General features: G+C 40.2%; 19 protein-coding genes and 1 pseudogene. 13 read left to right on the top strand and 7 right to left on the bottom strand.

Going from position 1 to position 24,304, the window contains the following annotated elements:
• Positions 1-115: 115 nt before the first annotated feature.
• A pseudogene (locus FFO06_RS10095) lies at positions 116-235 on the top strand (LD-carboxypeptidase); the annotation flags it as partial.
• Positions 236-368: 133 nt separating this feature from the next.
• Here the strand turns inward: FFO06_RS10095 and FFO06_RS10090 are convergent.
• On the bottom strand, positions 369-1,514 hold the full coding sequence (locus tag FFO06_RS10090; RefSeq protein WP_137907921.1) for an FAD-dependent oxidoreductase: 1,146 nt from the start codon (positions 1,512-1,514) through the stop codon (positions 369-371).
• A gap of 315 nt (positions 1,515-1,829) precedes the next feature.
• Here FFO06_RS10090 and FFO06_RS10085 point away from each other — a divergent pair, with 315 nt between their 5' ends.
• Positions 1,830-3,263 (top strand): S8 family peptidase, encoded by a 1,434-nt coding sequence (locus tag FFO06_RS10085; RefSeq protein ID WP_137907920.1) that lies wholly within the window; start codon positions 1,830-1,832, stop codon positions 3,261-3,263.
• Positions 3,264-3,287: 24 nt separating this feature from the next.
• On the opposite strand, the gene larE is transcribed toward FFO06_RS10085, so the two are convergent.
• Entirely contained in the window at positions 3,288-4,136 is an 849-nt protein-coding gene (larE, locus tag FFO06_RS10080; protein WP_137907919.1) for an ATP-dependent sacrificial sulfur transferase LarE, read from the bottom strand.
• Positions 4,137-4,331: 195 nt separating this feature from the next.
• Positions 4,332-7,361 (bottom strand): valine--tRNA ligase, encoded by a 3,030-nt coding sequence (locus FFO06_RS10075; protein WP_137907918.1) that lies wholly within the window; start codon positions 7,359-7,361, stop codon positions 4,332-4,334.
• Between the two features lie 327 nt (positions 7,362-7,688).
• Between FFO06_RS10075 and FFO06_RS10070 the strand changes: the two genes are divergently transcribed.
• The 3 genes from FFO06_RS10070 (at position 7,689) to FFO06_RS10060 (ending at position 13,799) form a co-directional block, all read left to right on the top strand.
• A complete protein-coding gene (locus FFO06_RS10070; RefSeq protein ID WP_137907917.1) occupies positions 7,689-10,793 on the top strand; it encodes a HEAT repeat domain-containing protein in 3,105 nt (1,034 codons plus the stop codon).
• Positions 10,794-10,918: 125 nt separating this feature from the next.
• On the top strand, positions 10,919-13,195 hold the full coding sequence (locus FFO06_RS10065; protein ID WP_137907916.1) for a DUF1796 family putative cysteine peptidase: 2,277 nt from the start codon (positions 10,919-10,921) through the stop codon (positions 13,193-13,195).
• Positions 13,196-13,349: 154 nt separating this feature from the next.
• Positions 13,350-13,799: a DUF29 domain-containing protein gene (locus FFO06_RS10060; RefSeq protein WP_137907915.1), complete on the top strand. Its 450-nt coding sequence runs from the start codon at positions 13,350-13,352 to the stop codon at positions 13,797-13,799.
• Positions 13,800-13,985: 186 nt separating this feature from the next.
• Here FFO06_RS10060 and FFO06_RS10055 read toward each other — a convergent pair whose 3' ends face one another.
• Positions 13,986-15,476, bottom strand: coding sequence for an acyl-CoA synthetase (locus FFO06_RS10055; protein WP_137907914.1), 1,491 nt, complete (start codon positions 15,474-15,476; stop codon positions 13,986-13,988).
• Positions 15,477-15,742: 266 nt separating this feature from the next.
• Here FFO06_RS10055 and FFO06_RS21165 point away from each other — a divergent pair, with 266 nt between their 5' ends.
• Positions 15,743-15,982 carry a hypothetical protein gene (locus FFO06_RS21165; protein ID WP_162501190.1) on the top strand — a complete coding sequence of 80 codons (240 nt, stop codon included), beginning with the start codon at positions 15,743-15,745 and terminating at the stop codon, positions 15,980-15,982.
• Positions 15,983-16,176: 194 nt separating this feature from the next.
• Positions 16,177-16,809 carry an alpha-ketoglutarate-dependent dioxygenase AlkB family protein gene (locus FFO06_RS10045; protein WP_137907913.1) on the top strand — a complete coding sequence of 211 codons (633 nt, stop codon included), beginning with the start codon at positions 16,177-16,179 and terminating at the stop codon, positions 16,807-16,809.
• Between the two features lie 184 nt (positions 16,810-16,993).
• Here the strand turns inward: FFO06_RS10045 and FFO06_RS10040 are convergent, their stop codons facing one another.
• The 3 genes from FFO06_RS10040 to FFO06_RS10030 all read right to left on the bottom strand — a co-directional run bounded on the left by FFO06_RS10040 (position 16,994) and on the right by FFO06_RS10030 (position 20,024).
• Positions 16,994-18,397: an NAD(P)(+) transhydrogenase (Re/Si-specific) subunit beta gene (locus FFO06_RS10040; RefSeq protein ID WP_137907912.1), complete on the bottom strand. Its 1,404-nt coding sequence runs from the start codon at positions 18,395-18,397 to the stop codon at positions 16,994-16,996.
• A complete protein-coding gene (locus FFO06_RS10035; protein ID WP_137907911.1) occupies positions 18,394-18,687 on the bottom strand; it encodes an NAD(P) transhydrogenase subunit alpha part 2 in 294 nt (97 codons plus the stop codon). The genes FFO06_RS10040 and FFO06_RS10035 overlap by 4 nt, the downstream gene beginning before the upstream one ends.
• Positions 18,688-18,869: 182 nt before the next feature.
• A complete protein-coding gene (locus FFO06_RS10030; RefSeq protein WP_137907910.1) occupies positions 18,870-20,024 on the bottom strand; it encodes a Re/Si-specific NAD(P)(+) transhydrogenase subunit alpha in 1,155 nt (384 codons plus the stop codon).
• A gap of 437 nt (positions 20,025-20,461) precedes the next feature.
• On the opposite strand from FFO06_RS10030, the gene FFO06_RS10025 reads away from it, so the two are divergent.
• The 6 genes from FFO06_RS10025 (at position 20,462) to FFO06_RS09995 (ending at position 24,264) form a co-directional block, all read left to right on the top strand.
• Positions 20,462-20,974 carry a DUF2808 domain-containing protein gene (locus FFO06_RS10025; RefSeq protein WP_137907909.1) on the top strand — a complete coding sequence of 171 codons (513 nt, stop codon included), beginning with the start codon at positions 20,462-20,464 and terminating at the stop codon, positions 20,972-20,974.
• A 466-nt stretch (positions 20,975-21,440) separates the two neighbouring features.
• Entirely contained in the window at positions 21,441-21,575 is a 135-nt protein-coding gene (gene rpmH, locus FFO06_RS10015; protein ID WP_015209090.1) for a 50S ribosomal protein L34, read from the top strand.
• Positions 21,576-21,600: 25 nt separating this feature from the next.
• Positions 21,601-21,972: a ribonuclease P protein component gene (gene rnpA, locus FFO06_RS10010; protein ID WP_137907908.1), complete on the top strand. Its 372-nt coding sequence runs from the start codon at positions 21,601-21,603 to the stop codon at positions 21,970-21,972.
• Entirely contained in the window at positions 21,959-22,345 is a 387-nt protein-coding gene (locus tag FFO06_RS10005; RefSeq protein ID WP_028084490.1) for a PH domain-containing protein, read from the top strand. The genes rnpA and FFO06_RS10005 overlap by 14 nt, the downstream gene beginning before the upstream one ends.
• Before the next feature lie 255 nt (positions 22,346-22,600).
• Positions 22,601-23,746 carry a membrane protein insertase YidC gene (yidC, locus tag FFO06_RS10000; RefSeq protein ID WP_137907907.1) on the top strand — a complete coding sequence of 382 codons (1,146 nt, stop codon included), beginning with the start codon at positions 22,601-22,603 and terminating at the stop codon, positions 23,744-23,746.
• Positions 23,747-23,748: 2 nt separating this feature from the next.
• Positions 23,749-24,264 (top strand): Jag family protein, encoded by a 516-nt coding sequence (locus FFO06_RS09995; protein WP_137907906.1) that lies wholly within the window; start codon positions 23,749-23,751, stop codon positions 24,262-24,264.
• Positions 24,265-24,304 lie beyond the last annotated feature (40 nt).

The following is a 24,304-nucleotide window of genomic DNA, read 5'->3' as shown; positions in this document are numbered from 1 at the left end:
ATGATGGTGACATTAGACGCTGAACAAGGGATACTGTATTTTTTCCCATAGATACAGCAAGTAGTTTTGAGTGAGGTACAATTTATGCGGGCAAGATGCCCGCACCACAAGAGTTTTATCATTAATAATAGTTTCTCATCTCCCCTTTGGTCATGATAGCCCCAATGCTGCTTTACCTGTGGGAATGATGGTGACATTAGACGCTGAACAAGGGATACTGTATTTTTTCCCATAGATACAGCAAGTAGTTTTGAGTGAGGTACAATTTATGCGGGCAAGATGCCCGCACCACAAGAGTTTTATCATTAATATCTGTACTTTATAATACCGGGAACTGCTGTAAATTAACTATGAGGTAATCAACTGTATCAAAACTGTCTCATAAAACGGCGATCAATCCAGTCTTTCCAGTACCATAATAATTGATGAGGGGGTAAGGTGAAACTGCCTCTAGTAGCTAATGCCTTTCCGTCTCCCGTACTAATTAAACTCAAATAAGTTTTTTGTGGTTGATAGGGTTTAAGTGACTTTCCCAAAATCATCCTTTTTAAATTCTCATATAAAGGTTTACCTTGACGCACCGCAAACACACCCGCTTTGGGGAGATGATGATTGATCATGGTCGCAATATCACCAGCTGCAAAAATATGGGCATGAGTAACAGATTGCAAATTATTATTCACCAAAATAAAACCTTTTTCATCTGTACCAATTCCCGAATCCTTTACCCACTCTGCTGCTGATGCTTGTGTCACCGAAAAAACTTGATCACATTCAAATTCTAACCCAGATTGACATTTAATCTTTAGCTTTTCCTTCCCTGGAGCAACTTGATTTACCGTTTCTCCCAAATGCAATTTCACACCTTTATTAATTAAAACTTTATCCATAATTAACCGCACAGATAAATGATAATTTGGCATTATTTCATGACTTTTCTGCCATAAATGTACCTGTAAATCATCTATTCCCAAATTTTGCAACCCTGCTGGCATTGATAAAGCTAATTCCACACCACCAGCACCACCTCCCACAATACCAATATTGAGAGTTTTTTGCGAATTTATAACCACATTTTCCCGTAATTTATGCCAATGTTCTAAAAATTGTGCCACTGGTTTAGCTGCAATTGCATATTCTACTGCACCTGATACAGACAATTTTCCAGGAGTGCTACCAATATCAATAGAAAGAAGATCAAAATCTATCACAGATTGCTGATCACAAAGCAGTTGATTATTTTTTAAATCTAGCCCAATGACTTGATCAAGATACAATTGTGCGCCAGCAAATCTACATAACTTTTCCAAATCGATATGACATTGAGTATAATTGTAAAATCCCGCAATATATCCCGGTAACATTCCCGAATATGGTGTATATTTATCTGGGGTAATTAAGATTAAGTTTACTCCTAATAGTGGATAAATGGCAAAAAGTTTTAAGACAATAGCATGACTATGACCACCACCAACCAAAACTATATTTTTATTTTTATTTTTATTTTTGATCATAATTTTTTTCACAACCTCAGTTAAAACTTACTATTAATTTACTAACCAACTTATAAATATGAAAAAAGCATAATTTTGTCATGAAATCATCGCTTTTACATTATTTTCATGTCATCAAATATTAATTTATTTTTGTTGTTAAAATTATTCATTAAATATTAGTTGATTCGTAATGAAAACATCTTTTTAGATCACTAACTCATAGTATTAATTAAATAAGGGTAATAACTGACAAGTTTAAATTATTGTATTTGCAGATTTTGACAAAATTACCTTGTCAAATAAAATATTGCTATTCTCAGGGATTAAACACTTATGCCATTTGATATTTTTCAAAAGTTTCTATCTGCAAAAGAAATCCAATATACAGCTATTTCCCAAACTAATGCCTTTGAAAATCCCACTGATAATATTAATAATATTACGGGTTGGGGTAATCATAGTTCTTCTTCCCCAGATCAGTTAGTTGTCACCAATAGTAATTATAACTCAAACAATGGCTATGGACTAGTAAATGCAGGATTAGCAGTGAGTAAAGCCGCTGGTGTTAGTCCCTATGAAGATGTTCCTAACTTGGGTGGTAATAACTGGGGAGCGGATCTGATCAAAGCTCCCACAGTCTGGAATAATGGACATACAGGACAAGGGATTATTGTAGCGGTTATAGACACTGGCGTAGACTACAACCATGAAGACTTAAAAAATAATATTTGGATCAATACCAAAGAAATAGCAGGTAATGGGATAGATGATGATGGCAACGGCTATATTGACGATGTTCGAGGTTGGAATTTTGATAATAAAAATAACAATGTTTTAGATAATAATGGCCATGGAACTCATGTTTCTGGAACTATAGCCGCAGAAAACAACGGTATTGGCGTTACTGGTATTGCCTATAATTCCCAAATTATGCCCGTCAAAGTTCTAGATGCCAATGGCTCAGGTTCTTACTCAAACATCACCAAAGGCATTTATTATGCAGTTGATAATGGCGCGAAAGTGATTAATCTCAGTCTAGGGGGTGACTCTGCTAATGATACCCTGAAATCAGCCATTGAATATGCCAGCAGCAAAGGTGTAATTGTGGTTATGGCAGCGGGCAATAATGGCGACTCAATACCATCCTATCCTGCCCGCTATGCCTATAATTCAGGAATTGCTGTCGGTGCGGTAGATCAAAATAATAACTTTGCGAACTTTTCTAACCGTTCTGGTTCTCAAGAAATCGCATACATTACCGCCCCAGGAGTTAATGTTTACTCTACAGTACCTAATAATCAATATGACACTTACTCTGGTACTTCTATGGCTGCTCCTCACATTGCCGGTGTTGTTGCCCTCATGCTTAGTGCTAACCCTAACCTAACGGAGAGTCAAGTTCGGCAAATTATTATTAGTACATCTGCAAATAGTACCAGTCCGACTGAGCCAACAACGCCTACACAACCGGGCTTAGAATTCCCATCTTTCTTTCCCCCACTAGACTCTTTTTTTCCTCTGGAATTAACTGATATAGTATCACAATTGCCTTTGAGCTTCCAATCCCCAACCCTAACCTCTATTACCCTTCCTCCCATTTTTCCGTCTCTGGAAACACCACCCGTACAGCCGTCTGATTATTCTCAAGAGAAACAAGCAAATCCCTTCCTGGTGCAAGTGACACTGCACTATTATGAAAGCGAAAGCAATGCAATGGCCAGGTGTAATTCACTAGAGCAGCCAGGGATGCCCCACACCCCCCAATAATTAGACTGATTTAGATTATACAATCTAAATGCTATACAGATGAGATGATGATTTTCTTACAGCGACTTGAGGTAAGACCTGATTTAGTTTACCACTACGATAACCTTCTAAATCCAAGGTGACATAGATAAATCCCCAGTTTTGAAATACAGATACTAGACTTGGTAAATCTGTCGTTGTTACAAAATCTTTAATTTTATCCGGTGATAATTCAATTCTAGCTGTATCACCCTCCGAACGTACCCGGAAATTTTGCCACCCCAGGTTTCGTAAATAAATTTCCGCCCTACCTACCCGCTGTAATTTGGCTATAGTAATTTCTTCACCGTAAGGAAAGCGGGAACTTAAACAAGGTTGAGCGGGTTTATCCCACCAAGGTAAACCTAGTTGTTGGGAAATTTGTCTAACTTCGGCTTTAGTCACTCCAATTTCTGCTAAAGGTGATCTTACACCTCTTTCTTTTGCAGCTTGGATTCCTGGACGATAATCATGTAAATCGTCTGCATTGACCCCATCTACTACATAAGGATAACCTAATTCTAAAGCCAAGGGTTTTAGTGTATCGTGTAATTCACTTTTACAAAAATAACAACGATTTACCGGGTTAGATGTATAATTGGGATTGTCCATTTCTTGAGTTTGGACAATTTTGTGAGCTATGCCGATAGTTGCGGCTTGAATTTTCGCGTCTTCTAATTCTTCTGGTAATAGAGAAGCAGAAACCGCAGTTACAGCCAATGCGCGATCGCCTAAAACATCATAAGCGATCTTAGCCACTAATGTACTATCAACTCCCCCAGAATAGGCTATCAAAGCCTGGTCAATTTCCTGAAATAAAGCTTGTAATTGTTCTAGTTTTTCTGTCCAACTCATCCCCATCAAACCCCATAACGCCTCTATTATTTATATTATCTATTTTCAGGAAAATGCCGAAAACTCTTGAAGGTGCGTCCGGGGAGGACACACCTATACTTTTGAACTTTTAACAGGGAACTCTTAACAGGGAATGGGGAAGAGGAATAATTACCAATCACCCATTATACTTAAACCAAGCTACGTAGGCGAGATCTACAAAAACGTCTTCAGACGTATGCGTAAAATTTCTGCTTGTTTTTCGGCTTCTACTAAAGTAGCCCTAGTGCTTTGTACCACATCTGCGGGGGCTTTATCCACAAATTTAGAATTGCTTAATCTAGCAGTCAAAGATTGGGCTTCGGCTTGGGCTTTTTGCAAAGCTTTCTCCAATTTAGCCCGCACAACTTCAATATCTACAACTCCTTTTAAGGGAATTACTACCTGTACAGTGCCGACAACACCCGCAATGGAATTTTCTTTTTCATTTTCGGTTACTGTTGGTATAACTTGTGGTTCAGTTGGTGTTTGACTAGCTGGAAAATATTTTGCAAATAACTCTTTTCTTGTTTCAGCATTGAGTAAATAGCGGAAAGCAAACCAACCGGTATAACCCAAACCAATTAGTTCAAAACTAGTGCCAAAAATGGGAATATCTAACGCAGTATTTGCCACAAATAAAGCTACTCGCAAAGCGATAAACCCAAGAATACTTACAGCAACGGTCGTGATTCCACCCCAATATTTACTATCTTCAACTGGTGGAGTTTCTGCGGGAATCACAATAGGATTATTATCAACAATTGTCAATGTTTCAACTTTGGCTAAATCTTGAATATAGGCCTGTCCCGCAGTGAGAATAAACCTTTCACTTTCGCTTTCACTTTGCAAATTTGCAGTAATTTTTACCCCTGGTTTAATATCTGCTTCTGCTCGTAAATTGCGAATTGTGCGAATTGTGTCAATTAATAAATCAAACTGGGTTTCCAATACTGAATCAATCAGTTTATAATCGGGTTCAGGATAGGATTGTAAAGGTAACAGTTGGGGATTTTCCGCTGGTTGTTGGGTGAGAGTTTGCCAGATTTCTTCAGTAATATGAGGCATAAAGGGATGTAATAATTTTAAAATCCCTTCTAAAACATAAGCGATGATTTGTTGGGCAATTTTGCGAGATATAGGGTCTGCATCTTTCTGTAATCTGGATTTGACTAACTCAATATACCAATCACAGAAATCACCCCAAATAAATTCATAAAGTCCTTTTGCTGCTTCTCCTAAACCATAATTATCAATGTCATGATTTGTTTGTTTAACAACTTGGTTAAAACGGGAAAGAATCCACCTATCACTTAATTCTGTGGGAACTGGTTGACCTAATTGGGCTGGAGTTTGTCCGTCCAAATTCATCATTACAAATCGGGCTGCATTCCACAATTTATTGGCAAAATTGCGAGAGGCTTCTACTGAAATCGATTCATCTTTTTTCCGGTCATATTCTAAACGAATATCTTGACCAGCGCCAGCAACTTCCTTAATTAAGGTGTACCGTAAAGCGTCCGTTCCATATTTGGAAATCAACAATAATGGGTCAATGCCATTATTTGCAGATTTTGACATTTTCTTATTATTTTCATCCCGAACTAAACCATGAATATACACAGTTTTAAAGGGCATTTTCCCAGTAAAATGTGTACCCATCATTGTCATTCTTGCTACCCAGAAAAAGATAATATCAAAACCAGTCACTAGGGTAGTAGTCGGGTAATATGTGGCTAGGTCTTCCGTTTCTTCCGGCCAACCTAAAGTTGAAAATGGCCACAGTCCCGAAGAAAACCAAGTGTCTAAAACATCGGGGTCTTGTATTAATTGGACATCTTCCCCAAATTGGATTTTAGCTTTTTCTAAGGCTTCTGCTTGATTGCGGGCGACAAAATAAGGAGTTGTATCCGTAATTTCCCCTTGAGTTTCGCTAATAGCATACCAAGCGGGGATTTGATGCCCCCACCACAATTGGCGAGAAATACACCAATCACGTAGATTTACTAACCAATCACGATAAACTTTAGTCCAACGTTGGGGGACAATTTCCGGGGAATCTTGGGTATCGAGTAAATCTAAGGTTTTATCAGCCAGAGGGCGGATTTTGACAAACCACTGGGTAGAAAGGAGCGGTTCAACAGGGACTTTACCGCGATCGCTATAAGGTACTGTATGTTTATATTCTTCAACTTTGACTAAAACACCTTCAATTTCTAACCTAGCGACCAAGTTTTTACGAGCAACAAAGCGGTCTTGACCTTGAAAATCCCCCGCATTTTCATTGAGTGTACCGTCCTTATTCATAATATTAATGAACGGTAAATCATGACGTTTACCCATTTCAAAATCATTGGGGTCATGGGCTGGAGTCACTTTAACACAACCCGTCCCAAAGGTCGCGTCCACCAATTCATCACCAATAATAGGGATTTCTCGGTTCATAATCGGTAAAGTTACGGTCTTACCAATCAGATGTTTGTACCTATCATCATTGGGGTTAACTGCCACTCCTGTATCACCTAACATAGTTTCTGGGCGAGTTGTCGCCACTTCCAGAAAACCAGAACCGTCACTGAGGGGATAACGGAAGTACCATAAATTACCATTTACCTCTTTAGGTTCTACTTCCAAATCAGATACAGCCGAACCCGAAGCAGGACACCAATTGACTAAATAGTTACTACGGTGAATTAAACCCTCTTCATGGAGACGAATAAACGCTTCTAAAACAGCCTTTGATAAACCCGCATCTAAAGTAAAGCGTTCCCTAGTCCAGTCTACAGATACCCCTAACCGTTTTAACTGATTAATAATTGTACTACCAGATTCCGCTTTCCATTGCCAAGCCCGTTCTAGGAACTTTTCCCGTCCCAAATCATGACGAGTTTTCCCCTCGGCCTTGAGTTGTTTTTCTAGAATCGTTTGCACTGCTATACTAGCGTGGTCAGTTCCCGGCAACCAGAGGGTATTGCGTCCTTTCATGCGGTGGTAACGCACCAGGGTGTCAATGATAGCCCCTTCAAAGGCGTGACCCATGTGCAAACTACCAGTAACATTAGGTGGGGGGATAACGACACAGTAGGGTTCACCTTTGTGGTTAGGGTCGGCCTTGTAAACCTGGTGATCTTCCCAGAATTTTTGCCATTTGGCTTCTGTGGAGAAGGCTTCGTAAAGACTAGGGAGATTAGGAATAGTTACAGTCATGTTGAGAATAATAGAATCATAATTCTATGACAACTTTACTAAATTTTGCCACAGGCTTGGAAAACCGTAAGGATTCAGTGTTGATCATCTTGTGTGTAGATGCTTATATTAAAAGTATAAGGGGGCTATAATTTATCTCATACAAGTGCATACCGCTAGAGTGTTTATAAAGTATTTAATTTTTTATCACGCATTAAGTTTTACCTCATTAAACATCTTCGGTAAATCATGGACTGGTTTATTTTTAAGAAAGGGTTAAAGTTTAAAATCCTGGTAAGTCTGGTATTATACCGTTAACCGCGTCTAATCTGCCACCTTACCCCAATTATGCTCACAAGTCTCCGCCATAATAGCAAGCCTTCTCGCTTTATCCTTTATCCTTTGGCATTCATTTTTTCATTTCTTCTCTGCCTACCTTGGGTTAGCGCCAAAGAAACCCCTAAACCTAAACCCCAAGATTGGCAGATTAACGGTATCGTAGCCGCCCTTGATGATGGAAATGACGGAGTTAAGAAACTTGCTTTTGACAAACTCAATGAATATGATCTAAAAAATTGGCCATCAGTAGTTGAGAAACCAGAAAATATTGCTCAAAAAGCTGCCAAAATCCTCAAAGATAAATCCGTTGACTCCGATGTTCGTGGAAGTGCAGCTTATGCCTTGGGGAATCTAGGGGAGGCTGCCAAACCCTACGTTAAAGACATCGCTGACATCTTCAAAGATAAATCCGTTGACTCCGATGTTCGTGGAAGTGCAGCTTATGCCTTGGGGAATCTAGGGGAGGCTGCCAAACCCTACGTTAAAGACATCGCTGACATCCTCAAAGATAAATCCGTTGACTACGATGTTCGTCAAGGTGCAGCTTATGCCTTGGGGAATCTAGGGGAGGCTGCCAAACCCTACGTTAAAGACATCGCTGACATCCTCAAAGATAAATCCGTTGACAAATATGTTCGTTATGGTGCAGCTTATGCCTTGGGGAATCTAGGGGAGGTTGCCAAACCCTACGTTAAAGACATCGCTGACATCCTCAAAGATAAATCCGTTGACTCCGATGTTCGTCAAGGTGCAGCAGAGGCATTGGGGAATCTAGGGGAGGCTGCCAAACCCTACGTTAAAGACATCGCTGACATCCTCAAAGATAAATCCGTTGACAAATATGTTCGTGGAAGTGCAGCAAAGGCATTGGGGAATCTAGGGGAGGTTGCCAAACCCTACGTTAAAGACATCGCTGACATCCTCAAAGATAAATCCGTTGACTCCGATGTTCGTGGAAGTGCAGCGGAGGCATTGGGGAATCTAGGGGAGGTTGCCAAACCCTACGTTAAAGACATCGCTGACATCCTCAAAGATAAATCCGTTGACTCCGATGTTCGTGGAAGTGCAGCAAAGGCATTGGGGAATCTAGGGGAGGCTGCCAAACCCTACGTTAAAGACATTCTCGACATCCTCAAAGATAAATCCGTTGACTACAATGTTCGTGGAAGTGCAGCAAAGGCATTGGGGAATCTAGGGGAGGCTGCCAAACCCTACGTTAAAGACATTCTCGACATCCTCAAAGATAAATCCGTTGACAAATATGTTCGTCAAGGTGCAGCAGAGGCATTGGGGAAGATAGGAAAACTTAGGTTAGATCAAGTTGTGGTAATTCTGGATAGCGTCTATTACGAAGGCCAATCAGAAATTGCCAAATGGCGATTTTTAACCTATTTCCTTGGTGGTGGCACTGATGACGTGAAAACCTTGCTGACATGGGTAGGCGAACCCGAACCAAAAGCAATTCCTGAAAAGCTGACACATGATGAAGGTGAAAAAACACTAAAAGTCCTTCAGGAAGTCTGGAAAGACAGCCAAGATTTAACTAAATTAAAGGCAGATTTAGCAAAGCAAATTGCTGTAGTTGCCAGAAAAGTCTCTTGGCAACCACAAGATATTGTTCTTTTACAAACTCACTACAACAACCTGAAAAATGCTGGATTCAACGAAGCTGATTCCTTACAATCAGTCATAGTTAACCTGCAAAGTGGGCAGTGGTTTTTTAACGCTAGAATTACTATCATTTCTCACGCAGCCTTTTGGTTAGCACTCATCTTTGCCTATCCCAAATTTCCCCAAATCCAGGCCATCTTCTTTTGGAATCCTTGGGTACGTCGCATTCTCGGTGTCGGTTATGTCGGCTTTCTCCTCACCTGGTGTCCTCCCTTTCGCCGCAAATTATTTGAACCATTCCAGCCTTCCTTATTAGCTGATGTAGGCTTAGATAAATTTAATGACCAATCATACTTCCCAGAGTCGAGAGTCAAAATTCCTGGTGCTGAAGAAATTGTCCCTGTCACTGCAGCCCTCCCCAGTATCAAAGGGCAAATTGTCTTAGAAGGCGATTCTGGTTTGGGTAAATCAATGTTTCTGCGTCATCTGGTCAAAAACTCCCAACGCATTCTAGTTTATCTCCCCGCCCAAAAGTGTCATAAAGGCGTAATTGAGGCAATTCAAGACAAATTACACGGACAGGCACAAGATGCCGGCTTCCTCAAAAATCTGATTTACAGTGGTGCAATAGATATTTACATTGATGGACTTAATGAAGTCACTGCGGAAACACGGGCAAAAATCGTCCAGTTTGTAGAAAGCTATTTCCGGGGCAATATTATTATGACCACCCAGCCCTTAGAGTGGACACCACCTTCAACAGCAAAGATATATAAATTGCAGCCCCTTGAACCACAACAAATTCAAGAATTTTTGCTTTCTCGTCAACCGCGACTACCTAAAAATGCCCAAGTTCAAGGCGTTGATTATGACCAAGCTTGCACTAATTATTTAACAGAAGTTCTCAAACCACAACAAGCTAAGGAAGAGTTAGATGCTGCCCAACGCATTCTCTCAAATCCGATGGATTTAACTGTGGTGGCTCTCATGTTATCACAAGGCAAATATCCGAATTTATTTCGCTTGCAAGAACAGCAATACAATTCAATGGCAACAGAATATTTACAAGAGTGGAAACAAGAATTTCCGTTAAAAAAATTCTCAGCTGCTGTTTATGAAATGCGAGTTGAAGACAAACAAGCTTTACCAGCAGATGAATTTGATCAAGTTATCAAGTCTTTGTCCGATGAAAAATACAAAATGGTAGTCAGCCGTCAGTGGCAAGATGAAAAAGGCGAAGCTAAGAAAGAATGGTACTTCCGTCACGACAAAATCATGGATTTCTTTTTGGTGCAAAACTTTATCGGCGAAAATGATGCAGCCGAAAGATTATTAATTGATAGAATGGGCGACCCGCGTTTTCGTGGTGTATATTTTTTGTTAGCAACCCTACTGCCTTTAGATGCAGCTAAAGAACTACGGGAAAAATTGATTCAATATGCTGCTGATACTAAAGACAATACAGTTAGTAATACTTTTGTGCAGTTGTTACGAACTAGGTAAGAAATTTTCACTTAACAATACCTTATATTTTTCATCCTCGCTTGTGATACGTGATATTCTGTCAAAGTATCTGCAAGGATTCAGCCTTTCCATAAAGTATTGTATCCCTAAATCAGCAAAAACCCATGTATCAATTCCAGGTTACTGCATATACACAAGCTGGTGAATCCATTGGTATCGTCGGTTCTACTCCCGAATTGGGATTGTGGGACATTACCAAATGTGTTCATCTGCGTACCAGTGGCGATCGCTATCCTTTATGGTGGACAGATCAAGAAATTGATTTTCAGCCGTCTTTGGCCTTGAATAATTACCAAAGAGTCGAATATAAGTATGTACGCATTGATGCTAAAGGACATGGACAATGGGAAGCTATGGGTGCAAACCGCTGGCTACCAATTAACCCTGAAGAACAGTCCGGTACTATTGTTGTCGATGATGGTGCTTATGGTTATTTACAACCTTATGCCTTCGGTTATCTCAATAATTTTACTGAAAATAAAACCTTAAAAAAAGAGTCAGGCGGTCTGGACAGTTTGAAAATTGTGGTGATTGGCAGTTCTGTGGCTTTGGGACATAAAGCTTGGTTATTGAAAGGCTGGGCTTGGCTGTTGGCAAAGGATTTACAACAAAAATATGGGCATCAAGTCATAAATTTATCAGAGTCAGGTGCAAATGTCAGCAGAACCATCGCCAGATTTGCCTCAGTAGTTACCCCGGAAAAACCAGATGTAGTAATTATTGCCTTATCTTTGGGTAACGAAGGGTTAGCCTATTGTTCTCCTCACGAAAGAAGGGCAGTACAGCGACGGTTTGAAAGTGGTTTGCAGCAGTTGGTAAAAATGACCCGGACACTGGGCGCACGTCCAATTTTAGGGGGAGTCTATCCCCATGGTGATTTTTCCCCGGAACATGATTGGCTGTTGAAGGATACACACAACCGAATGTTAAATTGGGATGTACCGATTTTGGATTGGTTAGCAGCAGTAGATAACGGTCATGGACGTTGGCAAGAGGGGACATCTTTTGACCCGTCTCATCCTAATACCATCGGTCATCGGCTGATGTATGAGGCAATAGACCTGCGCCTGTTCCAAATTGACAAAGACGAATTAACAAAAGAAAAACAACGCTTTTGGCAACCGAACGAAGTCCCTATCTACCTTGACAGTGCAGGTTTCTATGTTTGTGCCTCTCTCGAAGAGAAGAGTCTGCGGATTAGAAATCCATCAAAATATAATTATACTATCGCTCCTTATTGGCAAGAATTACAAACTGGTCTGCAAAATCAGGCGGGATTAATCCCAGGTATCTACATTGCTAAGTTGTTATCCCTAAATGCTGAGAAAGGAATACTGCCTTTCTTTGCTGTGCAAGAGAATGGAACTATTTCCACAACTGTTAATATTCCCCCTGGTGCTGACCTGGAATATAACGCCGCTTTCCATCTCTTTGCTCCGAATAACTCCCAAGTTTTGTTTTATGATGGGCATCTGGGGATTTTACAACAAGATGAATATCACATCTGGATAATCAACGAATCAGATAATGAATACAATATCCAGCCGATGTGGCCGGAGATACGCAAGGCATTAAAAGCTATGTCGTCAGGTGTATACGAAGATCCTTTTTATCCCGATGCACCTTTTCGGACAATGATGATTGGTCAGGACGGCTTGGAAAGTCGGGTAAAAGCACCACCCAAATCAGCGGTATTTTTGCAATATAAATGCAAATTAGCAGAAATTAGTCGGGTGGCGATTCTGCCTTTGGGCGATCGCTGTGCGGTGCGAATGTTATTGTATAAGATGGAATACGACGGTCCGGCTTTTCCTTTTGATTTGACTCGCACTACCAAAATTGCAGATATTGCAGATATCATTGAAAATGGTTTTTATGATATGTGGAATCCTCATTTGCTGCATTACAATTCTGAGGAACGCAGAATTTACCACAGTAAATGGGGGGGATTATCTTTTGCCCATGAAGTCGAAGATACGGAAGACCCTGTTAATGATATGTCTCCCGTCTATGAAAGGATGCGGGTTCGTTATACGGCACGTTCTGAAAGATTTTGGTACGCACTCCAGCACTGTGACGAGGTGCTTTTTGTCCGTACGGGTATTGCTGACCGAGGTGGAGTAATTGATTTACTTAATAAACTGAAAAAACAATGTCAAAGTAAGCCGTTTCAATTGTTGATTCTTTCTCCGCAATCTTCTGATGAGTTCTCAAATTTGCCTCATGTATTGCATTACAATTTTGAGTTTAATCCTGATCGGATGTATGATGATTTGGGGCATTGGATGTACTGTACAGATGTGATGAAAGGGATTTTAGAATCTTTGGGTGTGTCCAGTAAAAACCTGTTTTGGTGTCCACCAAATCCGCCGAAGAACTAACTAAATATTTGATAAATATTTGATAAATATTTGGCGTTGTATTTTGAAATTTGAGGTGGTGAGTTTTCCCATTCCATATTTGAATGCAGCAACGCCAAATCTATGTTATAATGGCGATTGTATGTGTAACTTGTAAATAACAAAAGGTGAAGTTATGACAGTTATTACTAATTTGCAGCAACTCTATGAAACTGATGATCATTTATGGTTATTAGAAACTATCCAATTATTAAAACAAGGTCGTTTTGATGAGTTAGATTTAGAAAATTTAATTGAGGAGTTAGAATCATTGGCAAAAAGAGATAAGCATCAAGTTAAAAGTTTACTAGAACAAATAATTAGACATCTTTTATTATTGCAGTTTTGGACACAAGAATATGACAGAAATAAAAATCATTGGCGCTCGGAAATTAGAAGTTTTCGAGTTCAGTTGAAAGATAGATTAACATCTAATTTATATAATTATTTGAGTTCTATTTTTATAACCATTTATGAGGATGCTTTAGGTTATGTTCAAGAAAAAACAGGTTTTACTGTAAATTTTCCCACAGAATGTCCTTATTCTTTTGATGAAGTTCTGGATATTCATTATTTACCTAAGTAGGTTGGCGTTAAAAATTGTCGTTATGACAAGGGAACTCTTAACAGGGAAGAGGTTTTGGGCAACTTTACTTTTCGTTACTTTTGACATCTTTAAACCCATGGTTCATTGTAACACTTTTTGCGGGGATAGCGAAGCACTGCTACAAGCCGATAGCTGACCTTGTAGGGTGCGTTAATTATCGGCTCGTTATTTTACGTTAAATAGTTCAACCACCTGGGGTTTAGTTACTTTCCCCATGGCATTACGTGGTAATTCCTCAACTATGATCATTCGAGTTGGGATTTTATAAACTGCCAATTGCTCCTTTGCCCAAATCCTCAAAGATTCTAATGTTAACTGACGTTGTGGTAATAATACTAAAGCCGCACAAACTCGCTGCCCCCATTCTAAATCAACCACCCCAACCACTGCACATTCTTGAATATCTGGATGATTTCTTAACACTTCTTCAATTTCTAAAGCGGAAACTTTATACCCTCCTGTTTTGATGATATCTACGCTCATTCGCCCTAAAATGCGGTAGTTGCCATTCTCAACTATTGCGGTATCTCCAGTACAAAACCAGCCGTCTCTAAATGCCTTTTCCGTTGCTTGGGGGTTTTGCCAATATTCTAAAAACACTCCAGGGCTTTTGACTTGGATTTCCCCTGGTGTTCCTGATGACACTAATTCTCCACTCTCATCTACTAATCTCACCTCCACTTGCGGTAAAGGTTGACCAACGTATCCTGGGTATCTTTGATCATGTAAAGAATTGGATAGTGCCATACCAATTTCCGTCATTCCATAGCGTTCCAGAAGGAAATGACCGCTAATGCTTTGCCATTTTTCTAACACCTGCACTGGTAAAGCCGCTGAACCAGAAACCATCAAACGCATTTTTTTACACCCTGCTCCCATGCTTGTTTGACGTTCTTGAGTAGCATTTTCCCAAGCAGTAATCAATTTTACATAAATTGTCGGTACTGCCATAAATAGGGTTAAGTCCCCGTCACAAATACGATCCCAAACGATTTGGGCATCAAATTTACTGAATATGTGACACTCAGCCCCAGCCCATAAAGCACAGGTGAGGACGTTGATAATACCGTGAATATGATGTAAAGGCAGTATATTTAAAATGCGGTCATTCGATGTCCATTCCCAAGCAGTAATTAGACTGGTAACTTGAGATTGAATATGCTCATGGGTTGTCACTACACCTTTTGGTTTACCCGTTGTCCCACTGGTATAGAGAATTAATGCCCGTCTTTTAATATCTACATTTGGTAAGGTGGTAACATGATTTGGCAGTGTTTGTGAGGTGAGAATCAAAGGTAAATTTTTCTCAGTAGCGATCGCTCGTAGCGTATCCTCAAATTGGGGATGAGCAACAATAATTGATACTCCTGAATTTGTAATCACATACTCCAATTCTGGACGAGGGTGAGAAACACAAAGCGGTACAGCTATTCCTCCAGCCCGCCAAATTCCCCACTGAGTGGCCACATACTCAAACCCTGGGGGGATGAGAAAAGCAACTCTCTGTTCTTGTAAGTCTTCTATCTCCTTCAGCAGACCTGTGGCAATTAGACTAGAAATATCCAGTAAATTACGATAGCTAAATGCTTCTTTATCTGTAACAATTGCTATCTGATTGTTATGTCGTTCAGCACGAGTAATCAAAGGTAGATTCACTTTTATTTACCAATTTTTTACAATTTTCAAATTAGACAGAACTTTCCTGTCAAACAGGAATTCACAAAAGTAATTTCTTACTTAAATTCAAGTATGTTAAAGATTTTAACGTTTTATTGATCACAAAATATTATCAATATTATCAAATAATACAGCCTATTTTAGGTTTATGATGTACACTCCCAAGTGAGGGGCGCGGGATGGGGTATTTTTGTTCCTTACGAAGTTGAAATCTGCTGTAATAAATCGCCAAAGGCTTTAACAATTTGCTAAGATCAAACCCTACTAACATAGAAATAGTATTTAATAGCACTACACTTAATCCAACTTGGACAATAAAACTAGGCAAATTATTCCATCTCACTCCCCAAACCCCCCAAACAGCGATTCCTAGGGAGCGCAACGCTTACGCACCTCCTCAACTTCCCAACATCTTTTTTAACGAACCACGAAGACACAAAGAACACGAAGGAAGAACAGAAGAAAGAGCGATTCCGGGTATTTGACTGTACGCTTCATCTAAAACAGACTTAATAATTTGAAAACAGTTCATAATAATATTCTCACTGTATCTACAGTGAGGATATTATACAATAGAGTTTCAGGAAATTCAATATATAGCAACATTATGAATAATTGACTATGATATCATTGATCATAGATTGACTAAAAAGTTGTAGATAGGAGTTGAAATTATTTCATGTTTAATCAACTTTCGATATGGGATCATGGAAATGAGAAAAGTAAGCATCAGTGCGAAAAGCTACTCATGCCTGATGCTGAAGTAATATTTTATCAAAGTTTCTTTGATATTAACGAAAGTAATCAATTATTTTTTGAATTACATGAAACTACTTCTTGGAGTCAAGAATCAACAATACTTTTCGGTAAGCAAGTAAACTTACCAAGGCTTACAGCTTGGTATGGAGATATAGGTAAATCTTATTGTTACTCAAAAATCACAATGCAACCTCTTTTATGGAATCCTACATTAATTAACATTAAATCTAAAATTGAATCTTTATCTGAAATTAAATTCAATAGTGTGTTAATAAATCTATATCGTAATGGCAAAGATAGCGTAGCTTGGCATAGTGATGATGAACCAGAACTTGGAAAAAATCCTGTAATTGCTTCTGTAAGTTTTGGTGCTAATCGTCGTTTTACGTTTAGACATAAAATACAAAAAGAATTAAAATACGAACTTGAGCTAACTCATGGAAGTTTATTAATAATGAAAGGAACTACACAGCATTTTTGGCAACATCAAATACCTAAAGTAAACAAACTTACACAGCCAAGAATAAATCTTACTTTTAGACAAATTATCTAATTGTTATTTATGTTTGATTAGTATTAATCTCAATTGAGAGTAAATATACCAATAAATTAATACATCAAGAATTACACAAAGAATTACACAGTAGAAATAACTCAACTCTTTTAATTATCTCGTTTCTCTGCGCCTCTGCGTGAGAAAAAAGGGTATAGTAACAAACTACACCCCTACAATTAACTTAAAGTTGCTTCACCTCACTAACCAACTTAGCCACCATATCCTTAGCGCTACCAAACAACATAGTCGTCTTATCCTTATAAAACAACTCATTATCCACACCAGCAAAACCCGCACTCATACCGCGCTTAATCACAATAGTTTGCTTTGCGCGATCAACCTCCAAAATCGGCATCCCATAAATAGGACTATTCTTATCACTACGCGCCGCTGGATTGACCACATCATTAGCACCAATTACTAACGCTACATCAGCCTGTTCAAACTGGGGATTAATATCCTCCATATCATACAACTGCGTATAAGCCACATTAGCCTCCGCCAATAATACATTCATGTGTCCCGGCATTCTCCCCGCCACGGGATGTATCGCATATTTCACATCCACACCCATGCGCTCTAATTGGTCAGCCAACTCCCGGACGCTATGCTGTGCTTGAGCAACCGCCATACCGTATCCTGGGACAATCACCACAGAACGCGCATAACCCAACATCATCGCCCCTTCTTCAGGATCAATACTGCGGACAGTTTGATTACTAGCACCAGCAGCCGCACCACCAGTAGCAGTAGAGACAGAACCAAAAGCACTAAATAAGACACTGAACAAAGAACGGTTCATGGCCTTACACATAATTTCGGTAAGGATTAAACCAGAAGCTCCTACCAAAGCACCAGCGATGATTAACATATTGTTCATCACCACAAAACCCGCAGCAGCAGCCGCTACACCTGATAAAGAGTTTAACAGCGAAATGACAACGGGCATATCACCGCCACCAATAGGCAGTACAAACATCACACCCAAGACCAAGGAAACAGCCACCACCCCTAAAAATACGGGGAGGCTATCGGGTGTTATGATTAAATAGGCACTTCCCGCCAGATAAGAACCCAACAGCAACAGGTTAAAAGGTTGCTGTAACGGGAAAGTAATCGGTGTACCGCTAATTAATCCCTGCAACTTGGCAAAAGCGAGAAAACTACCTGTTAATGTCACACCACCGATTAACACATCTAACAACATAGAAATGTTGACATCGAGGGGTATAGGCTGTGAACTATCTAATAACCGCCAAAATTCAGCAACGGCAATTAATGCGGAAGATGCTCCACCTAAACCATTTAGTAAACCCACCATTTGCGGCATTTCTGTCATTTGCACTTTGTAAGCAATCACAGTACCAATTACCGAACCAATGGCCAGGCCTACCAAAATCATCTCGTAATTTAATACCTGTTGATCTAGCAACGTGGCGATAATAGCCAATAACATCCCCACAGCAGCCACAAGATTACCATTTCTAGCAGTTGCAGGAGAACCTAGCTTTTTCAAACCCAGGATAAATAATGATGCAGCGACTAAATAAGTTAGCTGAATCCCAGTTGGTAAAAAGTCGCTCATGCTTTAACTTCCTTTTTTTTAAACATTTGCAGCATTCTGTCAGTGACTAAAAAACCACCGACAACGTTAACCATTGCCAAAATTACGGCAATTAAACCGAGAATTACCGATAAATTCGTGTTTTTCTCCCCCGCAGCCAGAATTGCACCAATTACCGAAATACCAGAAATGGCATTTGAACCGGACATTAAGGGGGTGTGTAATGTGGGGGGAATTTTGTTAATCACTTCAAAGCCGATAAAGGAGGCTAAGACGAGTACAAATAAGGCTGCAAGTAATGTTTCTGTCATTTCGATTTTGGATTTTAGATTTTGGATTTTAGATTTTTAAGGAATACCAAAAAATCAACTATTCTTTGTGGGATGGGCTTCTAGCCCGTCCGAGGGTAGGCAAGATGCCTACCCGACAAGAATTAAGGAAGGAAAGATATCCCATCTGTGTATTTGTGTTTAAAATCTGTGCATACCAAGGTTTAAACCGCTACTGCTTGCAAAGCGTCTTTTACTCGTTGGTTTCTAATTTCTCCACCATGAGTAACACAAGCAGCAGCAACTATGTCATCATCAAAGTTGATTTGCAAGGTTTTATCTTTTATTAAAAGTTGCATTAATGAGGTAACGTTCTTTGCGTACAGTTGACTGGCGTGTACTGGCATTGATGAGGGTAGGTTAATTGGTCCGATAATTGTTACCCCGTTCCAAATAATATCTTTACCCGCTTCTGTACAAGCACAGTTACCACCCTGTTCTGCGGCTAGGTCTACTATGACTGAACCGGGTTTCATTTGCGCTACCATTTCTTCTGTTACCAGTCTGGGGGCTTGTCTTCCTGGTACTTGGGCTGTAGTAATGACAATATCGGCGTTTTTGACGTGGCTGGCTACTAGTTCTTGGGTGCGCTTTTTGCTGTCCTCTGAAATTTCTTTGGCGTAACCACCCGCGGCAACGGTTTCCTCTTCTAGTTTGACTTCGACGAATTTCGCCCCTAAGCTTTGTACTTCTTCTTTGACTGCTGGACGAATATCAAAGGCTTCTACTACCGCTCCTAGTCTTCTGGCTGTCGCTATGGCTTGCAGTCCTGCCACTCCTGCCCCCATAATAAATACTTTGGCGGGGGCTATTGTCCCCGCAGCGGTGGTTAACATGGGGAAATATTTCGGTAATGCCGCCGCTGCAATCAGTACCGCTTTATACCCTGCTAGGGAAGCCTGGGAAGATAAGGCATCCATGCTTTGCGCTCTGGTGCTACGAGGGATCAATTCCATGCTCAAAGCGGTAATTTGCCGATTTGCTAATTGTTGGGCTATGACCGGATTTCCCAGGGGATTGAGGAAGCTAATTAATACGGATTCTGGTTTGAGTAACTCAATTTCTGCCCGGCCATCTTCTCTGGTTTGCGGTGGGCTAACTTTGAGTAATATGTCCGCTTCACTCCATAATTGGGCAGAATCGCTGATAATTTTAGCCCCTGCTGTTTCATAGTCGGCATCACTGAAAAATGCTTTCTCTCCTGCTCCCGCTTCTACACAAACCTCTAACCCTTGTTTGAATAATTTGGCTACGGTTTCGGGAATTAATGCTACACGACGTTCACAAATTTCTATTTCTTTGGCAACTGCTATTTTCATGAAATCTCCTGGATATAAATACTTAACATCATCGTTAACTATTATTACTTTCTATCTCAATTTAGTATCATCAAGCTGGTGGGGATGATCAACTATGAGTTACCCTTGTCTGTAGATAGAATTTTCAACTTCTGCGATCTTCTTTCTCTAGTCACAACCTCAATTTGATAGGATACAGATATCAGCCTTGCAAAATAGCTATAAGTAAAATTAGATATTGCACATCCTATACCGATCCCCATATTTTGGATATTATTCTTTAGATTATTTTATATTCTCAAACCCTCGCTCTTAATTTTTTCTTAACTATTTACCTGTTATTGACTTTTACCAGTGGCACTTTTGCTTCTCAATTCCGTCTATTTTCTAGCATCTAGTAGTAAAGTTTAATTACAAATACTAACGGTTACACACACTTCCCTAAGGAAATCTGATTTATGAAGCGTCTACTTTCTGCTTTGGCTATTACTAGCTGTTTATTTACAGGTTTACCAGTTCTAACTTGGGCCCAAAGCTTACCTGGGTTGACACTTTTTAGCGGCGTTGAAAACAAAAATCAATTACCCTACCGCTTAGATTTTGGTGGACAAACTAATAACACAGATCGTTATATACTCAGATTACCTGCTAAAAAAATGAAGTTAGCAGTGGCTCAGTTCGCCATTAGCTATCCTGATTATTATCAAGGAACTTTTGATACCAAAAATATTGAAGTCAGAGTTAAGGACAAAAGTGTTCCTCTGTCTGAAGTAAAATGGGACGAGAAAGGTGGGGTGATTCAAATATTTCCTAAAGACCCAGTTCCAGCCGGTCAAAAAGTAGAGTTAGTATTATCCAATGTTCAAAATCCCTCTTTTGGCGGGGTTTACTATTTCAACTGTCGAGTTCTTTCTCCGGGTGATGTGCCATTGTTGCGTTATATTGGCACATGGATTATCAGTATTAATTAACAAGGAAACAGGTTACAGGTTACAGGGAACAGGTTACAGGGAACAGGTTACAGGGAACAGGTTACAGGAAACAGGTTACAGGGAACAGGTTACAGGGAACAGGTTACAGGGAACAGGTTACAGGGAACAGGTTACAGGGAACAGGTTACAGGGAACAGGTTACAGGGAACAGGTAACAGGGAACAGGTTACAGGGAACAGGGAACAGGGAACAGGTTACAGGGAACAGGATACAGGGAACAGGTCACAGGGAACAGGGAACAGGGAACAGGGAACAGGTTACAGGGAACAGGTTACAGGGAACAGGTTACAGGGAACGGGAAAGATTAATCAACCTTTGCCTTTTCCCACTGATAACTAACAACTGATAACCGACAACTCCATCCAGAAATATATTTTTATTGCCTGTAAAGTGGTAAAATACCAGATTGTGACTTTTTATGAAAATCCGGTAAAAGGAGAAAGATATGCAAAGGACATTGGGAGGCACTTGCCGCAAGAGAAAAAGAACCTCTGGGTTTAGGGCAAGAATGCGGACACCAGACGGCAGAAATGTGATTAGTGCCAGAAGAAGAAAAGGAAGGCACCGGTTGAGCGTGTAAGGTAAATTCAGCAATAATAACCGCTGTGGCTTTACCTAAAGCATATCGTCTCAAATCCCGTCAGGATTTTCAGGCGGTTTTCCGGGAAGGAATTCGGCGACATAGTTCTCATTTTACACTGAGGGCTCTAAAACCTTCTTGGGATACTGCCCCTCCTGCCACGAAAATTGGTATTGCCATTAGTACAAAAGTTAGTAAACGCGCCGTTGTTCGCAACAAAATCAAAAGACAAATTACAGCAGCATTATATGAATTGTTGCCGAAATTAGTCCCAGGATGGCGGTTAGTATTAATTGTCAAACCAATAACAGCAGAATCTGAGCACCAAACCCATAAATTTCTGCGAGAATTAGAAGAGTTATTGGCACAAACTGAGGTACTAAATGGGCATTCGTGAAGAAGTTTATTATGAAGGTGGTCCCCACATTGGGGATTTGATTCTTAACCTACTCATTGGGCTGACAGTGGTGGGTATTCCTTTGGCTGTGGGGGCAATAGTCAGGGCTATATGGTTACGGTTTCGCATTACAGACCGTAGGATTTGTGTAACTGGTGGTTGGATGGGACGCGATCGCTCTGATGTTATTTACTCAGAAATTGTTAAAGTTGTCAAAGTTCCCCGTGCTATCGGCCTATGGGGAGATATGGCAATTACCCTCAAGAATGGTACTCTAATCGAAATGCGGGCTATTCCTAACTTCCGGGAAGTATATGACTACGTTAACGAAAAAGTTGCAGCTAAAAATCCCCAATATAGCAGCGGTAAATAAGTCATTCGTGCTAAGTTTCACCTCTTTGTATACTTAGCACGACTTCTACAAAATGATTTTATAATGTACGGCTATCCCTAGCTTTTCCAGAGCGGAATAGTCGCAGCAATGCTTAACAAAAACCTCTACAATATAGAGCAAAAGCTTGGGAGAAAACCGCCTCCATTTAACTCTATTTAGAGGATAGGCTTAACCAAGCATCCCACTCCCGCGCGGGGTGGGAGTGTCAAAGTACCGCAGGTTTAATTCAGAATAATGGATTTTGGTATCGGGTTTCTCTCGAACAACGTGATGTTGCCCATCATAGACCTTTTCTATGGTGTTTTCCCTAGTTATGGCTTGGCAATAGTAGCCTTAACATTGATTATCCGCTTTGCACTCTATCCCCTGAGTGCCGGTTCCATCCGCAGTATGCGACGAATGCGAGTTGTGCAGCCTGTGATGCAAAAGCGTATGGCAGAAATCAAAGAACGCTATAAAGATGATCAGCAAAAGCAACAAGAGGAAATGCTCAAGGTCCAAAGTGAATTTGGTAATCCCTTAGCAGGATGTTTACCTCTATTGTTGCAGATGCCAGTATTATTAGCATTGTTTGCCACTTTGCGAGGTTCACCTTTTTCTGGTGTTAACTACTCCGTTAACCTGCAAATCTTCCCTCAAGAACAAATTGAGCGCATTCAACCCCAAGCATTTGCTACTCCCCCACAAAATATCTACATTGCTGATGGTGAACATATTCCCATTTCCGCTATCTTACCGGGGGGTGATAAGTTAACAGTGGGAGAAAAAACTAAGATTCAGTATCAAACCGTAGAAGGTAAACCATTTGATTTACTCTTAAAGGAACATCCAGAATCTCAGTTGACACCTACCTGGAAAGTCACCAAAGGCGCGGAAAGGGTGAAAATTGATGCCGAAGGCAATATAGAGGCTCTAGAACCCGGAGACGTGACCATTCAAGCCACAATTCCCGGACTAGCAGCAGAAAAAGGATTTCTCTTTATTGATGCTTTAGGTAGAGTGGGCGCTATTGATCCCGATAATACAGTTCATTGGGATATTGTGGCCATGATTGTCTTCTTTGGTATCAGTCTTTATGTCAGCCAAATGCTCTCTGGACAAAATTCCAGCGGTGGCAACCCTCAACAAGATACAGTAAATAAAATTACTCCTGTGATCTTTTCTGGAATGTTCTTATTTTTTCCCCTACCGGCTGGGGTACTTATGTATATGGTAATTGGTAATGTTTTCCAAACTATCCAAACCTATATCCTCTCCCGTGAACCTTTACCAGAAGAAATCCAAAAAATCGTAGACTTACAGGCAAAAGAAGCACAAACCATTGAAGTAAAAGCGTTGCCATTTGAACCCAAAAGTTCTAAGAAAAAGGCTAATGGTTGATTATGAGCGACATTTCTATGCAAAATAGTGAAGACTGGTTACAAAATTTGCTACTTCTCATGGGTTTATCTACTCAAGTACGGGCTAATTTAGAAACTAACCCATCTTCTGAGCAAGATACACCCACAGGAGAAAGCTACTGGTTAACAATAGATCAAACCAATTTAACATCAGAACAAATTCGGATTTTAATTGGTGCTGGTGGTTCGGTGCTAGATAGCATTCAGTATCTCGCAAATTCCATTCTTAATTTGAACCAACCAGAAGACAATCATACCGCTTACACCGTGGAATTAAATGGTTATCGTGTGAGACGAGAAGCCGAAATCCGCACTTTAGCAGAAACGGCTGCCGCAGAAGTCCGCTTTTCAGGAAGAGAAGTAGAACTTCAATCTCTCAGCGCTGCTGAACGAAGACAAATTCACACATTATTGCAGGAATTTTCGGATTTAGAAACCTTCAGCCGTGGTAAAGAACCTCACCGTCATTTAGTTGTTCGTCAAGCAGTTACACCATAATTAGGTAGTAGGGAACTCTTAACTGGGAACAGACAAGAAT

Origin of the sequence: Dolichospermum planctonicum, from assembly GCF_005402965.1 — a bacterium.
Lineage (GTDB): Bacteria > Cyanobacteriota > Cyanobacteriia > Cyanobacteriales > Nostocaceae > Dolichospermum > Dolichospermum planctonicum.
This window is presented reverse-complemented; position numbering and strand designations above follow the sequence as displayed.

Bases quoted from the DNA above. Each gene is read 5' to 3' on its own strand.
- FFO06_RS10060 (WP_137907915.1), top strand. From the start codon at position 13,350: ATGACAGTTATTACTAATTTGCAGCAACTCTATGAAACTGATGATCAT.
- FFO06_RS10085 (WP_137907920.1), top strand. From the start codon at position 1,830: ATGCCATTTGATATTTTTCAAAAGTTTCTATCTGCAAAAGAAATCCAA.
- FFO06_RS10045 (WP_137907913.1), top strand. From the start codon at position 16,177: ATGTTTAATCAACTTTCGATATGGGATCATGGAAATGAGAAAAGTAAG.
- FFO06_RS10030 (WP_137907910.1), bottom strand. From the start codon at position 20,024: ATGAAAATAGCAGTTGCCAAAGAAATAGAAATTTGTGAACGTCGTGTA.
- FFO06_RS10025 (WP_137907909.1), top strand. From the start codon at position 20,462: ATGAAGCGTCTACTTTCTGCTTTGGCTATTACTAGCTGTTTATTTACA.
- FFO06_RS10035 (WP_137907911.1), bottom strand. From the start codon at position 18,687: ATGACAGAAACATTACTTGCAGCCTTATTTGTACTCGTCTTAGCCTCC.
- FFO06_RS10040 (WP_137907912.1), bottom strand. From the start codon at position 18,397: ATGAGCGACTTTTTACCAACTGGGATTCAGCTAACTTATTTAGTCGCT.
- rpmH (WP_015209090.1), top strand. From the start codon at position 21,441: ATGCAAAGGACATTGGGAGGCACTTGCCGCAAGAGAAAAAGAACCTCT.
- yidC (WP_137907907.1), top strand. From the start codon at position 22,601: ATGGATTTTGGTATCGGGTTTCTCTCGAACAACGTGATGTTGCCCATC.
- FFO06_RS10075 (WP_137907918.1), bottom strand. From the start codon at position 7,361: ATGACTGTAACTATTCCTAATCTCCCTAGTCTTTACGAAGCCTTCTCC.
- FFO06_RS10090 (WP_137907921.1), bottom strand. From the start codon at position 1,514: ATGATCAAAAATAAAAATAAAAATAAAAATATAGTTTTGGTTGGTGGT.
- FFO06_RS09995 (WP_137907906.1), top strand. From the start codon at position 23,749: ATGAGCGACATTTCTATGCAAAATAGTGAAGACTGGTTACAAAATTTG.
- FFO06_RS10005 (WP_028084490.1), top strand. From the start codon at position 21,959: ATGGGCATTCGTGAAGAAGTTTATTATGAAGGTGGTCCCCACATTGGG.
- larE (WP_137907919.1), bottom strand. From the start codon at position 4,136: ATGAGTTGGACAGAAAAACTAGAACAATTACAAGCTTTATTTCAGGAA.
- FFO06_RS10065 (WP_137907916.1), top strand. From the start codon at position 10,919: ATGTATCAATTCCAGGTTACTGCATATACACAAGCTGGTGAATCCATT.
- FFO06_RS10070 (WP_137907917.1), top strand. From the start codon at position 7,689: ATGCTCACAAGTCTCCGCCATAATAGCAAGCCTTCTCGCTTTATCCTT.